Below are 12,923 nucleotides of genomic sequence, written 5' to 3'. Positions count from 1 at the left end.
ATTCATCGGGCGCGCTCCGGCAGGGGGAGGTTCGGACGGGTCCCGGCGCCGGCCGGGAGGGGCGGCGTCGCTCGGCGTTGCAGGTAGCGCAGGCGGCCCGGCAAGCCAACCGCTAAGCCGTGCCGCGCCGCTGGACAGCGGCAGCCGATCGGCTTCTGCTGGCGTTATGGCGCGGATTGCGAGGGATGCGGGCATGAGCACGGCGGCGGAAGCGATTCTTCTGGGCTTGGGCGGCGACGGCGCGCCGCAATGGCTGTCCCTGCCGCTGGCCAACCGGCACGGGCTGGTGGCGGGCGCCACGGGCACCGGCAAGACCATCACGCTGCAGATCATGGCCGAGGCCTTTTCCCGCCAGGGCGTGCCGGTGTTCTGCGCCGACATCAAGGGCGACCTGGCCGGGCTGAGCCAGGCGGCGGCCCCCAACCCCAAGCTGGAGGAGCGGGCGCACAAGACCGGCGTCACGGACTTCGCCTATGAAGCGGCCCCGGTGGTGTTCTGGGACGTCTTCGGCAAGTTGGGGCACCCGATCCGCGCCACGGTGTCCGAGATGGGACCGCTGCTGCTGGCGCGCCTCCTGGAGCTGAACGACACCCAGGAAGGCGTGCTCAACATCGCCTTCAAGCTGGCCGACGACGACGGGCTGCTCTTGCTGGACTTCAAGGACCTGCGCGCCATCCTGGCCCATGTGGCCGAGCGCGCGCCGGAGCTGTCGGCGCATTACGGCAATGTCGGCAAGGCCACCATCGGCACCATCCAGCGCCGCCTGCTGGTGCTGGAGCAGCAGGGCGCAGAGCACTTCTTCGGCGAGCCGGCCCTGGCGCTCACCGACCTGATGCTGCTGGCGCCCGACGGCCGCGGCGCCGTCAACATCCTGGCCGCCGAGGATCTGGTGCAGCGCCCGCGCCTTTACGCCACCTTCCTGCTGTGGATGCTGTCCGAGCTGTTCGAGGAGCTGCCGGAGGTGGGCGACCTGGAGAAGCCCAAGCTGGTGTTCTTCTTCGACGAGGCGCACCTGCTGTTCAAGGATGCGCCGAAGGCGCTGCTGGAAAAGGTGGAGCAGGTGGTGCGGCTGATCCGCTCCAAGGGCGTCGGCGTGTATTTCGTGACGCAGAACCCGCTGGACGTGCCGCCGGCGGTGCTGGGGCAGCTCGGCAACCGGGTGCAGCACGCCTTGCGCGCCTTCACCCCCGGCGACCAGAAGGCGGTGCGCGCGGCGGCCGAGACCTTTCGCGCCAACAAGAGCTTCAGCACCGAGGCCGCGATCACCGAGCTGGGGGTGGGCGAGGCGCTGGTGTCCACCCTGCAGCCCGGCGGCGTGCCGGGCGTGGTGCAGCGGACCAAAATCCGCCCGCCGCAGTCCCGCATGGGCACCATCACGGCGGAGCAGCGCGCGGCGCTGATCGCCGCCAGCCCCATGGCCGGGCGCTACGACACGGTGGAGGACCGCGAATCCGCCTACGAGATGCTGCAATCGCGCGCCGCCACCGCGCCGGCCGAGGTCGCGCCGCGCTCCCCCTGGGGCGATGCGCCGGTGCGGCGCACCGACCCCTGGGGCGGCGCCGCCACGCTGCCACCGGTGCCCCGCGGCCCGGCGCCGCGCGCCCCCCGCCCGCGGGCCGAGCCCGCCAGCGATGGCGGCGGCTTTCTGTCGGACATCCTGAGCGGCGGTGGCGGCCGGCGGCAAAGCCCGGCCGAGGCGCTGGCCAAGTCGGTGATGCGCGGCGTCGGCTCGCAGATCGGCGGCCAGGTCGGCCGCGCGCTGGTGCGCGGCGTGCTGGGCTCGTTCCTGAAGCGCTAGTCGCGGGACGGGCGGCGGCGGAAGGCGTCCAGGCTGACCACCTGGGCGGGCGCGTCCGGCTCGGCCGGCGTGGCCTCGGCCGCCTCGCCCGGCAGGTCGCCGGCCGGGGGCAGGGCGGCCTCGCCCTCGTCATCCTCCGCCTCGGCCACCGGGCCGAAGCGCAGGCCGATGCGCACATGCGGGTCCCAGAACGCCGTCATCGCCGCGATGGGGATGGAGAGCTGCGCCGGCACGCCGCCAAAGGACAGGCCGATCGACACGGTCTGCGCCGCGCGGTCCACCTTGAGGTCCCAGAACTGGTGCTGGATGACGATGGTCATCTCGTCCGGGTAGCGCGCCTTCAGGTGGCCGGGGATCTGCACGCCGGGCGCGTCGGTGCGGAAGGTCAGGTAGAAATGGTGGTCGCCCGGCAGGCCATGTGCGCCGGCATGGTCCAGCGCGCGCAGCGCCACCTCGCGCATCGCGTCCTCGGTCCAGCGGTCATAGGGAAGCAGGCTTTCGACCGGCTTCGTGTCATCCGTCATCGTGCAAAATCCCGGCCGGTCCATCGATCGGCGGCCAGGATAGCGATGGATGCGGCAAAAGGCCATGCGGCGGGAAAGGTGGGGGGATTCTGTTGCCCTGCTCCCCCCGGGCAGCGCTTACCTATCTCTAGGCAGCGAGCGCCACGGTCTCGCGACCGTTATCATTGGCACTTGTGATTTAGCCCGATGACGGCGGTACAATGCCGGGCAAAAGGTAAGTCTTTACCGCACGCGTCGAAGCTGTGTCGTCCCCATGTCCAACCTGCGGATGATAACCGCCGGAAACCTGGTGGAGACGCCGGGCACTGCCCCCGGGTCCGCAATGCTTATTCCAAATACCGTTTATCGCCATAGCCACCCGAAGGTAAGCCCGACCCATATAGCGCGGGCCGGGCCCCATTGCGAGGGGTTCCCTCAGCCCTTCGGCAGCTGCGCTTCAACAATTCCGGCATACAGCGCGGCGCCATAGGGCGTGGTCTCGTCGTTGAAGTTGTAGGCGGGGTTGTGCGGCGTGGCGCCCGGGCCGTTGCCGACATGGATGTAGGCGCCGGGCACCTTTTCCATCATGAAGGAGAAGTCCTCCGACCCCATCCCAGGCTCCTTGTCGCGGGCCACCTTGGCCTCGCCCACCAGCCCGGCCGCGACATCGGCATAGGCCGTGGTCAGCTCCGGGTCGTTGACGGTGGGGGCGAAGATCAGGCGGAAATCCAGCTCGGCGGTGCAGCCCAGCCCCGCCGCCACGCCTTCCGCCACCCGCTTCAGCCCCTGCTCGATCTGCTGCGCCACCTCGCGCGAGAAGAAGCGGGCGGTGCCGGCCAGCGTGGCGGTGTCGGGGATCACGTTGAAGGCGTCCCCGCCCTGGATCTTGGTGACCGAGATCACCGCCGGCTCAAAGGGCGAGATGTTGCGGGCGACGATGGACTGGATGGCCGTGCCGATCTGGCAGGCCGCCAGCACCGGGTCCACGCTCACCTCCGGCCGCGCGCCATGGGCGCCCTTGCCGTGCACCGTGATGTCGAAAAAGGCGCCGCCCGCCGCCGTGGCGCCCGGGCGGATGCCGTATTCGCCCACCGGCATGTTGGGGCGGTTGTGCATGCCGAAGATGGCGTCGCAGGGAAAGCGGTCGAACAGCCCGTCCTCCAGCATCGCCAGCGCCCCGCCGCAGCCTTCCTCGCCGGGCTGGAAGATGAAGTGGACGGTGCCGTCGAAGTTCCTGGTCTCGGCCAGGTACCGGGCGGCGCCGAGCAGCATGGTGGTGTGGCCGTCATGGCCGCAGGCGTGCATCTTGCCCGGCGTCTGGCTGGCGTAGGGCAAGCCGGTCTTTTCGGTCATCGGCAGGGCGTCCATGTCCGCCCGCAGCCCCACCGCCCGGTTGCCCCGGCCCGAGCGCAGCACCCCCACCACGCCGGTCTTGCCGACGCCGCGATGCACCTCGATCCCCCAGGACTCCAGCTTGTCCGCAACGATGCCGGCGGTGCGGTGCTCCTCCATCCCCAGCTCGGGGTGGACGTGGAAGTCGTGGCGGATGGCATCCAGCTCGGCGGCGTAGCGGCGGATATGGTCGATCGCGGACATGCGGGGCTGTCTCCTCTGTGCCTATCCGGTCATGCAAGCACCGGGCCGGGGAGGGGGCAAAGGCCAGGGGAAGGAATTCCCCTGGACCCCATCTTTTTTCTGTCTGTTCCCCGGGACCACCCGGCACGGCCGGAGCGCCCCACCGTGCCGGCTCGCGGACCCGGAGAAAGAAAGAAGGGGTCCGGGGAATTCCTTCCCCGGCCTTTCCTGTCCCCCCCGGGACGGGTTAGGTGCCTGCATCGAGAGTTTGGGGCACCCGCACATGGCCATCACCGACGCGCAACGGCTGGAACTGGCAGAGGCCAAGGCGGGCCGCAGCGAAACCCTCCGCCCCACCGTGCCGGCGCTGGAGGCGATGCTGTTTGAGCCGATCCCCGTGCTCGACCATGGCTTTGTCCGCGTCATCGACTACATGGGCGACGACGGCGCCGTGGTGCAGGCCGCGCGCGTGTCCTATGGCCGCGGCACCAAGGCGGTGACAGAGGACCGGGGGCTGATCCGCTATTTGATGCGCCACTGGCACAGCACGCCCTTCGAGATGTGCGAGATCAAGTTCCATGTGAAGCTGCCGATCTTCGTGGCGCGCCAGTGGATCCGCCACCGCATGGCCAACGTGAACGAGTATTCCGCGCGCTATTCGCTGATGGACCGGGAATTCTACATCCCCGCGCCGGAGCAGCTGGCGGCGCAGTCGGTGGTCAATCGCCAGGGGCGCGGTGCGGTGCTGGACGGGGCGGATGCCGCGCATGTGCTGGACCTGCTGCGCCGCGACGCCAACCAGACCTACGACCACTACGAGGACATGCTGAACGAGGCGCCGGACGGCACGCCGCGCGACCCCGCCCGCCAGGGGCTGGCGCGCGAGCTGGCGCGCATGAACCTGACGCTGAACACCTACACCCAGTGGTACTGGAAGGCCGACCTGCACAACCTGCTGGGCTTCCTGCGGCTGCGCGCCGACAGCCACGCGCAGTACGAGATCCGCGTCTATGCCGAGGCGATGATGGGCGTGGTGGAGGCTTGGGTGCCGGCGGTGGCCGAGGCCTTTCGCGACTACCGGCTCGGCGCCGTCACCTTTTCGGCGCAGATGCTGGACATCACCCGGCGCCTGCTGGCGGGCGAGGCGGTGCAGCAGCGCGGCAGCGGCCTGAGTCCGCGCGAATGGCGCGAGTTGATGCAGACGCTGGGCCGCGAGGCCTGAGCATGGCAGCCAAGCCCGGCGCGGCCCGCCCGGCCCCCAGGCCACGCGCCGCCAAGCCCAAGGGCCCGACCCGCGCGGCGCGCTTCAGCCTGTGGCTGGCGCTGTTGCCGCGCCACTGGCTGCCGGTGGCGGTGATCGTCGTGGTGCTGATCGTCGGCATTCCCATGGCGGTGGCGCTGGTGGGGGACCTTGGCGCGCTGCTGCTGCTGACCGGCGTTGGCGGCTTCGCCCTTGGACGCGCCACGGCGAAGCACGATATTCCCATCACCCGGATGCGCGTTCCGCGCCGCCGGGCCGGGGGAGAATGACGTGTTCTGGGTTTCCATGCTGCTGATCCTGCTGGTGTTCGGCCTGCCGCTGATGCTCGTGTTCGCCGCCTTCTCGGTGGGCATCTGGGTGGTCGGCGCGGTGCTCGGGCTGGTGTGGGCGGTGCTGAGCTTCCTGTTCCACGACGCCGGCATGGCGCTGCTGGTGGTGGGCGCCTTGTGGCTCGGCTATCGCTGGGGCCAGCGGCGCCAGGTGGAGCAGCACCGCGCATGAGCGTGCTGGTGTTCGGCTCGGCCAATGCCGACCTGGTGTTCAGCACGCCCACGCTGCCGGCGCCCGGCCACACCGTGCTGGGTGACAGCTGGCAGGCCTCGCCCGGCGGCAAGGGGGCCAACCAGGCGACCGCCGCCGCCCGCGCCGGGGCCATGACCTCCTTTGCCGGCGCCGTCGGAACCGATGCGCTGGCCGAGGTGGCGTTGTCCGGCATGCTGGCGGCGGGGGTGGAGCTGTCGCGGCTGGCGCGCACCGGCATGGCCACGGGGGCCGCGGCCATTTGCGTGGATGCGGGGGGCGCCAACCAGATCGCCGTGGCATCCGGCGCCAATGCCGTCGTGGCGGCGGCGCAGGTGGAGGACGCGGCGCTGACGCCGGACACCGTGCTGCTGCTGCAGATGGAGGTGCCGGTGGCCGAGATGGCGCTGCTGGTGGACCGTGCCCGCGCGCGCGGCGCGCGCATCATCCTGAACCTTGCCCCGCCCGCCCCGGTGCCGGAGGCGATGCTGCGGCAGCTGGACCTGCTGATCGCCAACGAGCACGAGGCCGACTGGCTGGCCGGCCGCCTGGGCGTGCCGCCGGATGCGGGCTCGCTGCGGGCGGCGCTGAGCATCGACGTGGTCGTGACGCGGGGCGAGCAGGGGGCCGAGGTCGCCACTGGGGATGGCCTGCACCACCAGCCGGCCTTCCGGACGCGAGCGGTGGACACCACTGGCGCCGGCGACTGCTGGTGCGGCACCCTGGCCGCCGCGCTGGACGGCGGGGCCACGCTGGCGGAGGCGATGCGCCGTGCCTCGGCCGCCGCCGCCATCGCGGTGGGGCGCCCGGGCGCCGCCGCCGCCATGCCGACCGCCGCCGAAACCGCGACGCTGCTGGCCGGAGCCGCCGCATGATCCGCCATATCGTGTTCTTTCGCGCCCGGCGGCGCGAGGACGTGGGCGCCGTGCTGGAGGGGCTGTCGATCCTCAAGACCATTCCGCACGCCACGCTGCTGGAGGTGACGCTGAACGGCCGGCTGGACCAGCTCGGCAACGAGGTGGACGTGGTGGTTTATGGCGAATTCGCCGATGCCGCCGCGCTGGCCGCCTACAAGGCGCACCCGACCTACCAGGCGTCGATCGACCGCGTGCGGCCGCTGCGCGACCTGCGGATCGCGGCCGACTATGTTGCGAACGCGCCGCATTCTCTTTAAGTCATTGAAAACGCTGCCATAAAATTCTTGCGTTCTGGCTCCTGCGGCGCGACATGCGCTGCAGGAGGCGCTGACCATGAAGCGACTGCAGGATCTGAGCGAAGCCGAGATTCTCGCCCTGGCCGTGGCCAGCGAGGAGGAGGATTCGCGCATCTACCGCCATTTCGCGCAGCGCCTGCGTGCCGCCTATCCGGCCACCGCCGCGGTCTTCGACGGCATGGCGGAAGAGGAGGAGGAACACCGCCGCCGCCTGCTGACGCTGTTTGAACAGCGCTTCGGCCATTCCATGCCCTACATCACCCGCCAGGACGTGCGCGGCTTTCTGCGCCGCCGCCCGGTGTGGCTGATGAAGGACCTGCGGCCGGACGTGGTGCGCGGCCAGGCGGCGCTGATGGAGCAGCAGGCCGCCCGCTTCTATGCCAAGGCCGCCGAGCGCACGACGGACACGGACACCCGCCGCCTTTTGGGCGACCTGGCCGAAAGCGAGGCCAAGCACGAGCAGCGCGCCGGCGAGCTGGAAGCCGCGCTGCTGACCCCCGACGCGCGCAGCTCGGAAGAGCACCAGGCGCGCCGGGCGCTGCTGCTGCAGGTGGTGCAGCCGGGGCTGGCGGGGCTGATCGACGGATCGGTATCCACCCTGGCGCCGATCTTCGCCGCCGCCTTCGCCACCCATGACAGCTGGAGCGCCTTTCTGGTGGGCCTTGCCGCCTCCATCGGCGCGGGCATCAGCATGGGGCTGACCGAGGCGCTGTCGGACGATGGCGAGATCACCGGCCGCGGCCACCCCTGGCTGCGCGGCGGCGTGTGCGGGTTGATGACGGCGGTGGGCGGGCTCGGCCACACCCTGCCTTACCTGATCGCGGATTTCTGGACCGCCACGGCAGTGGCGGGGATGGTGGTGGTGGTGGAGCTCTTCGCCATCGCCTGGATCCGCTGGCGCTACATGGAAACGCCGTTCCTCAGCGCCACCCTGCAGGTGGTGCTGGGCGGCATCCTGGTGCTGCTGGCGGGCATCTTCATCGGCAGCGCCTAGCCGTTCAGCAGCGCGTCGATCTCGGCCTGCGACATCTCAACCGGCTTGGGCGGCGCGCCGTTCAGCAGGGCGTCGATGTCGTCCTGCGACAGGTCGGGGGTCGCCAGCGCCGCCTCGGTCACGGTGCGCATCTGGGTGGCGATCACCAGCCGGGGCGCGCCGTCCGGCACGACACCGGGCACGATCTGCTCCAGCATGGTTTCCACCTGCTGCAGGTGCTGGATGGCGCGGCGGATGCGCTGGCCGGTGACGTCCTGGAAGGAGCAGGCCTCGAAGATCGAGTTCACCCGGGCGGACAGCGCCTGGATGGAGGCCTCGTCCTTCTGCCCGCCGGAAATCCAGGCCGAGATCGCCTCGGCCGCTTCCATGATCACGTTGGCGGCGCTTTCCGTGGCATGGACCACCGCTTCCAGCTCCAGCCCGCTGTTGCGGGCGCTGGACGCCGGGATGGCGACCAGTTGCGCGATCTGCTCGTGCACCGTGGCCAGCTGGCGGGACAGCTTCTCCTCCGCCATGTCCGCCATGTCGGAGGTGGCGCTCAGCTCGGCGCTGAGCTCCGCGATGCGGCGGTCCATGAAGCCGCGCAGCTCCTGGAACATCGGCGCCATCTCGGCGGCGATCAGCATGCCGAGGTCGGGCGTGGGGGCGGGGGCGTCGATACGGGCCTGGGCGGTCATGGGCGGCGTGGCTCCGGCACTGGGTGTCCGGCGGAACCTAGCCGCGCAATGATGAACGCCCGGTTGCCCGATGCCTCACCCCAGCCGCGCCACGGCGCGCGTGTCCACCTCCGCCATGCGGGCGCGGTAGCCGGCGGTGGCGGCCCGGGCGGCTTCCAGCACCGTGGCCCCGGCGGTGTCGGGGCTGCCGGCCTCGGGGAAGGGGGGCTCGGGCGCGTATTCCAGGCCAAGCTGCACCTGGCGCGCGAAGTTCTCGCCCTGCAGCGCCGCCAGGATGGTCAGCGCGAAGTCGATGCCCGCCGTCACGCCGCCGCCGGTGATGCGGTTGCGGTCCACCACCACGCGCGCGTCCCGTGCTTCCGCGCCAAAGGCCGCCAGCCGGTCGCGCGAGGCCCAGTGGGTGGTGGCCTCGAAGCCGCGCAGCAGCCCCGCCGCGCCCAGCACCAGCGCGCCCGTGCAGACGGAGGTGACGAAGCGCGCCGCCGGCGCCTGGCGGTGCAGGAAGTCCAGCACCGCCGGGTCTTCCATCGCCGCCAGGTGGCCGGGGCCGCCGGGCACGCAGATCAGGTCCAGCTGCGGGCAATGCTCGAAGGAGATGGTGGGCAGGATGCGCAGGCCGCTGGACTCGACGGGCGCCAGCTCGGCGGCGGCGGCGTGCAGCGTGGCGCCGGGCAGGCGGGACAACACCTCCCACGGCCCCGCGAAATCCAGGTGCGTTTGGCCGGAAAACAGCACGAAGCCGATCTGCAGGGGGTCCGACATCAGGCTCACTCCACCACGAAGCGGGGGGCGGCGGGCGCCGCGCCCCCTTGTTGCAGCTTGCTCATCAGCCGGGTGGCGATGGCGCGGTAGGCGCGCGCCTCCTCGCTTTCCGGCCGTGCCACGGCGATCGGCGTGCCGGCATCGGCGAGCTCGCGGATCGCCAGCTTCAGTGGCAGCTCGCCCAGGAATTCCACGTCCATCCGCGCCGCCTCGGCCCGCGCGCCGCCGTGGCCGAAGATCTCGGTGCGGTGGTCGCAATTGGGGCAGCAGAAGTAGGACATGTTCTCGATCAGGCCCAGCACGGGCACGTTGACCTTCTCGAACATCCGGATGCCGCGCCGGGCGTCGATCAGCGCCACGTCCTGTGGGGTGGAAACGATCACGGCGCCGGCCAGTGGCACGCGCTGGCTCATGGTCAGCTGCGCGTCGCCGGTCCCGGGCGGCATGTCCACGATCATGATGTCGAGCGCCCCCCATTCCACCTGGCCGAGCATCTGCTCCAGCGCGCCCATCACCATCGGGCCGCGCCACACCATGGGCGTTTCCTGCTCCACCAGAAAGCCGATGGACATGGCCTTCAGCCCCCAGCGGGAGATCGGCACGATGCGGCCGTTGCTGGCGCGCGGCTTGTCCTGCGTGCCCAGCATCTGCGGCAGGGACGGGCCGTAGATGTCCGCATCCAGCAGCCCGACCCGCAGCCCTTCCGCCGCCAGCGACACGGCGAGGTTGACCGCGGTGGTGGACTTGCCCACGCCGCCCTTGCCGGACGCGACGGCGACAATGGCCTTGACCTCTGGCAGCAGCATCGGCCCCTGGCCGGGGGCGGGGCGGCTGGACCGGGCGGGGGCGGCGCCGGGTGCGGGGGCAGGGGCGGGGGCGTCGCGGTGCGCCGTCAGCACGCAGGTGGCGGACAAGACGCCGGGCACGGCGGCGGCGGCACGCTCGGCCGCGGCGCGCAACGGTTCCAGCCCGCGCGCCCGCTCGCGCGGCACGGACAGGGCGAACTGCACCAGCCCGTCGCGCGCCGACAGGCCCTGGAGAAATCCGGACGACACGACGTCCAGCCCCGTTCCCGGGTCGCGCACCTCGGCCAGCGCCCGCCGCACCGCTTCCGCCAGCTCAACCGTCATCGCTTGAAAACCTCTTACACCCGGACAATATCCGCCACGCCCCCGCTGTGGCGCCATTGCGCCATGGCCCGGACAGGGCGACATATGGTCCGGCCCTGTCGCGCATGCACCCGCCTCGCGCAAGCGGCCGAAACCGCCAAACGTCATGCCGGCAGGCGTGGCGCGACGACACGACACGGAGATGTGCCGGCCGATGCCCTGGAACAATAATGGTGGTCAGAACTCCGGGGGGAACCCGTGGGGCAATCCGCGCCCGGGCGGTCCCTGGGGGCAGCCGCCCCAGGACAACCGCGGCGGCAATGGCGGCGGCCGCGGCCCCGGCAATGGCGGCGGCGGGCCGGACCTGGATGACGCCATCCGCCAGGCGCAGGCGGCGCTGCGGCGCATCCTGCCGGGCGGCGGTGGCGGCGGCCAGTTCGGCGCGTCCAACCGCAAGTGGATCCTGGGCGGCGTGGCCGTGCTGCTGATCGCCTGGGGCGCCAGTGGCATTTATCGCGTCCAGCCCGACGAGCAGGGCGTGGTGATGCGCTTTGGCGCCTTCAACCGCACCACCCAGCCGGGCCTGAACTACCGCATCCCCTGGCCGGTGGAGAGCGTCACCACGCCGCGCGTGACGCGCATCAACCGCGTGGACGTCGGCTTTCGCGGCGCCAACGACAGCCCGCTGTCCCGCCCCGTTTCCGCCCGCGACGTGCTGGAAGAAAGCATGATGCTGACGGGCGACGAGAACATCATCGACATCGACTTCGCGGTGTTCTGGCGCATCCGCGACGCGGGCGAATACCTGTTCAACACCCGCAACCCGGACCAGACGGTGAAGTCGGCGGCCGAAAGCGTGATGCGCGAGGTGGTGGGCCGCACCCCCATCCAGCCGGCGCTGACGGAAGCGCGCGCGCAGATCGAGCAGTCGGTCCGCACCGGCACGCAGGCGATCCTGGATCAGTACGGCTCGGGCGTCGAGATCACCCAAGTGCAGCTGCTGAAGGTCGATCCGCCGCCGGCCGTGATCGACGCCTTCCGCGACGTGCAGCGGGCGAATGCCGACCGCGAGCGCGCCCGCAACGAGGCCGAGGCCTACCGCAACGACATCATCCCCCGCGCCCGCGGCGAAGGGCAGCGGCTTGTGCAGGAAGCCGAGGGCTTCAAGGAATCGCAGGTCGCCCGCGCCCGCGGCGAGGCCGCGCGCTTTCTCAGCGTGCTGACCGCCTACCAGACCGCCAAGGACGTGACGGTGCGCCGCCTGTACCTGGAAACCATGGAAGAGATCCTGCGCCGCAACCCCAAGATCGTGGTGGACGACCGGCTGCAGGGCGTCGTGCCCTACCTGCCGCTGGATGGCGCCGCGCAGGGCGCCGGCAACACGCCGCGCGCCGCCCGCCCGGCGCCGCCGGGGCTGATCGATCGCTCGCGCCCCGCCACGCCGCCCGCCGCCGGCGCGGCGCCCGCCCCGCAAGCCCCCGCGCAGGGAGCCGCCCGATGAACCGCCTGACCCTGCTGGCCGGCGTCGCGGTCGTCGCCGTCGTCGCCGCCGCCTCCACCCTGTTCACGGTGCAGCAGACCGAGCAGGTGATGATCACCCAGTTCGGCGAGCCGATCCGCGTGATCAGCACGCCGGGCCTGCATGCCAAGATCCCGTTCATCCAGTCCGTGGTCAGCTTCGACCGGCGGCTGCTGGACTTCGATTTGGCGGGCGAGGAGATCATCCTGGGCGACCAGCGGCGGCTGATCGTGGACAGCTTCACCCGCTTCCGCATCACGGACCCGCTGCGCTTCTTCCAGACCTCCGGCGCGCAGGAGGCCGGCATCCGCGGCCGGCTGTCGTCCATCGTCTCGTCGTCGCTGCGGCGCGTGCTGGGCAGCCAGCCGCTGCTTTCCGTGCTGTCGGCCGACCGGCAGCGGATCATGGACGAGATCAAGCGGCAGGTGAATTCCGAGGCGCAGCAGTTCGGCATCGGGGTGGAGGACGTGCGCATCCGCCGCGCCGACCTGCCGGAGGAGAACACCCAGGCGGTGCTCAACCGCATGCAGTCCGAGCGTGAGCGCGTGGCCCGCGAGGCGCGCGCCGAGGGTGCCGAGGTGGCCGCCCGCGTGCGCGCCGGCGCCGACCGCGAGCGCACCGTCATCCTGGCCGAAAGCCAGGCGCAGGCGGACGTGCTGCGCGGCCAGGGCGAGCAGGAGGCGATCGGCCTGTTCGCCGCCGCCTTCCAGCAGGACCCGCAGTTCTTCCAGTTCTGGCGGACCATGCAGGCCTATCGGGAAGCCTTCTCGGAAGGCGATGCCCGCCTGGTGCTGACGCCGGATTCAGAATTCTTCCGCTACTTCCGCTCGTCCCAGCCCGGCGTGCCGCTGGCCGGGGTCACGCTGCCGCCGGGCGCCCCCACCGCCGATGCGCCCACCGCACCGGCACCGGCCACGTCGGCGCCTTGATGGCTTTCTGTTAACATCTCGGATTGTGTCGGACCGGCCGCATCCCTTGCGGCCGGTGGCGAGT

At 71.3% G+C, this 12,923-nt stretch carries 14 protein-coding genes and 1 other RNA gene; 9 read left to right on the top strand and 6 right to left on the bottom strand.

Features of this window, described 5'->3' with window-relative positions:
• The first annotated feature begins 193 nt into the window (after positions 1 to 193).
• Positions 194 to 1,798 (top strand): helicase HerA-like domain-containing protein, encoded by a 1,605-nt coding sequence (locus IAI59_RS15205; RefSeq protein WP_207418998.1) that lies wholly within the window; start codon positions 194 to 196, stop codon positions 1,796 to 1,798.
• Here the strand turns inward: IAI59_RS15205 and IAI59_RS15200 are convergent.
• The 3 genes from IAI59_RS15200 to IAI59_RS15190 form a co-directional block, all read right to left on the bottom strand.
• Positions 1,795 to 2,322, bottom strand: coding sequence for an SspB family protein (locus IAI59_RS15200; protein ID WP_207418999.1), 528 nt, complete (start codon positions 2,320 to 2,322; stop codon positions 1,795 to 1,797). The genes IAI59_RS15205 and IAI59_RS15200 overlap by 4 nt on opposite strands.
• Before the next feature lie 77 nt (positions 2,323 to 2,399).
• Positions 2,400 to 2,731, bottom strand: a transfer-messenger RNA (tmRNA) gene (gene ssrA / locus IAI59_RS15195).
• Positions 2,732 to 2,736: 5 nt separating this feature from the next.
• Positions 2,737 to 3,897: a M20 aminoacylase family protein gene (locus IAI59_RS15190; RefSeq protein ID WP_207419000.1), complete on the bottom strand. Its 1,161-nt coding sequence runs from the start codon at positions 3,895 to 3,897 to the stop codon at positions 2,737 to 2,739.
• Between the two features lie 262 nt (positions 3,898 to 4,159).
• Between IAI59_RS15190 and thyX the strand changes: the two genes are divergently transcribed.
• The 6 genes from thyX to mbfA all read left to right on the top strand — a co-directional run bounded on the left by thyX (position 4,160) and on the right by mbfA (position 7,863).
• Positions 4,160 to 5,098, top strand: a complete 939-nt coding sequence (gene thyX / locus IAI59_RS15185; protein ID WP_207419001.1) for an FAD-dependent thymidylate synthase — start codon at positions 4,160 to 4,162, stop codon at positions 5,096 to 5,098.
• Positions 5,099 to 5,100: 2 nt separating this feature from the next.
• A complete protein-coding gene (locus IAI59_RS15180) occupies positions 5,101 to 5,406 on the top strand; it encodes a hypothetical protein (protein ID WP_207419002.1) in 306 nt (101 codons plus the stop codon).
• 1 nt (position 5,407) lies between these two features.
• The gene (locus IAI59_RS15175; RefSeq protein ID WP_207419003.1) at positions 5,408 to 5,638 is read left to right on the top strand and encodes a hypothetical protein; all 231 of its coding nucleotides are present in this window, start codon (positions 5,408 to 5,410) and stop codon (positions 5,636 to 5,638) included.
• On the top strand, positions 5,635 to 6,531 hold the full coding sequence (locus IAI59_RS15170) for a PfkB family carbohydrate kinase (RefSeq protein ID WP_207419004.1): 897 nt from the start codon (positions 5,635 to 5,637) through the stop codon (positions 6,529 to 6,531). The genes IAI59_RS15175 and IAI59_RS15170 overlap by 4 nt, the downstream gene beginning before the upstream one ends.
• A complete protein-coding gene (locus IAI59_RS15165; RefSeq protein WP_207419005.1) occupies positions 6,528 to 6,830 on the top strand; it encodes a Dabb family protein in 303 nt (100 codons plus the stop codon). The genes IAI59_RS15170 and IAI59_RS15165 overlap by 4 nt, the downstream gene beginning before the upstream one ends.
• A 76-nt stretch (positions 6,831 to 6,906) precedes the next feature.
• Positions 6,907 to 7,863, top strand: coding sequence for an iron exporter MbfA (gene mbfA, locus IAI59_RS15160; RefSeq protein ID WP_207419006.1), 957 nt, complete (start codon positions 6,907 to 6,909; stop codon positions 7,861 to 7,863).
• Here mbfA and IAI59_RS15155 read toward each other — a convergent pair.
• From IAI59_RS15155 to IAI59_RS15145, 3 genes are all read right to left on the bottom strand, one after another.
• Positions 7,860 to 8,540, bottom strand: coding sequence for a hypothetical protein (locus tag IAI59_RS15155; RefSeq protein ID WP_207419007.1), 681 nt, complete (start codon positions 8,538 to 8,540; stop codon positions 7,860 to 7,862). The two genes, mbfA and IAI59_RS15155, sit on opposite strands and share 4 nt — an antisense overlap.
• Positions 8,541 to 8,615: 75 nt before the next feature.
• The gene (locus tag IAI59_RS23355) at positions 8,616 to 9,302 is read right to left on the bottom strand and encodes a DJ-1/PfpI family protein (RefSeq protein ID WP_207419008.1); all 687 of its coding nucleotides are present in this window, start codon (positions 9,300 to 9,302) and stop codon (positions 8,616 to 8,618) included.
• A 5-nt stretch (positions 9,303 to 9,307) separates the two neighbouring features.
• Positions 9,308 to 10,432: an Mrp/NBP35 family ATP-binding protein gene (locus IAI59_RS15145; protein ID WP_207419009.1), complete on the bottom strand. Its 1,125-nt coding sequence runs from the start codon at positions 10,430 to 10,432 to the stop codon at positions 9,308 to 9,310.
• 193 nt (positions 10,433 to 10,625) lie between these two features.
• On the opposite strand from IAI59_RS15145, the gene hflK reads away from it, so the two are divergent.
• A complete protein-coding gene (gene hflK, locus IAI59_RS15140) occupies positions 10,626 to 11,912 on the top strand; it encodes an FtsH protease activity modulator HflK (RefSeq protein ID WP_207419010.1) in 1,287 nt (428 codons plus the stop codon).
• Positions 11,909 to 12,859 (top strand): protease modulator HflC, encoded by a 951-nt coding sequence (gene hflC / locus IAI59_RS15135; protein WP_207419011.1) that lies wholly within the window; start codon positions 11,909 to 11,911, stop codon positions 12,857 to 12,859. The genes hflK and hflC overlap by 4 nt, the downstream gene beginning before the upstream one ends.
• The last annotated feature ends 64 nt before the right edge of the window (positions 12,860 to 12,923 follow it).

This window comes from Roseomonas haemaphysalidis (assembly GCF_017355405.1).
Lineage (GTDB): Bacteria > Pseudomonadota > Alphaproteobacteria > Acetobacterales > Acetobacteraceae > Pseudoroseomonas > Pseudoroseomonas haemaphysalidis.
Note: the sequence above shows the minus strand (reverse complement) of the source record. Positions and strands in the feature narration are given on the sequence as shown.

Bases quoted from the DNA above. Each gene is read 5' to 3' on its own strand.
- IAI59_RS15165 (WP_207419005.1), top strand. From the start codon at position 6,528: ATGATCCGCCATATCGTGTTCTTTCGCGCCCGGCGGCGCGAGGACGTG.
- IAI59_RS15205 (WP_207418998.1), top strand. From the start codon at position 194: ATGAGCACGGCGGCGGAAGCGATTCTTCTGGGCTTGGGCGGCGACGGC.
- hflC (WP_207419011.1), top strand. From the start codon at position 11,909: ATGAACCGCCTGACCCTGCTGGCCGGCGTCGCGGTCGTCGCCGTCGTC.
- IAI59_RS15200 (WP_207418999.1), bottom strand. From the start codon at position 2,322: ATGACGGATGACACGAAGCCGGTCGAAAGCCTGCTTCCCTATGACCGC.
- thyX (WP_207419001.1), top strand. From the start codon at position 4,160: ATGGCCATCACCGACGCGCAACGGCTGGAACTGGCAGAGGCCAAGGCG.
- IAI59_RS15170 (WP_207419004.1), top strand. From the start codon at position 5,635: ATGAGCGTGCTGGTGTTCGGCTCGGCCAATGCCGACCTGGTGTTCAGC.
- IAI59_RS15190 (WP_207419000.1), bottom strand. From the start codon at position 3,897: ATGTCCGCGATCGACCATATCCGCCGCTACGCCGCCGAGCTGGATGCC.
- IAI59_RS15180 (WP_207419002.1), top strand. From the start codon at position 5,101: ATGGCAGCCAAGCCCGGCGCGGCCCGCCCGGCCCCCAGGCCACGCGCC.
- IAI59_RS23355 (WP_207419008.1), bottom strand. From the start codon at position 9,302: ATGTCGGACCCCCTGCAGATCGGCTTCGTGCTGTTTTCCGGCCAAACG.
- hflK (WP_207419010.1), top strand. From the start codon at position 10,626: ATGCCCTGGAACAATAATGGTGGTCAGAACTCCGGGGGGAACCCGTGG.
- IAI59_RS15145 (WP_207419009.1), bottom strand. From the start codon at position 10,432: ATGACGGTTGAGCTGGCGGAAGCGGTGCGGCGGGCGCTGGCCGAGGTG.
- mbfA (WP_207419006.1), top strand. From the start codon at position 6,907: ATGAAGCGACTGCAGGATCTGAGCGAAGCCGAGATTCTCGCCCTGGCC.
- IAI59_RS15155 (WP_207419007.1), bottom strand. From the start codon at position 8,540: ATGACCGCCCAGGCCCGTATCGACGCCCCCGCCCCCACGCCCGACCTC.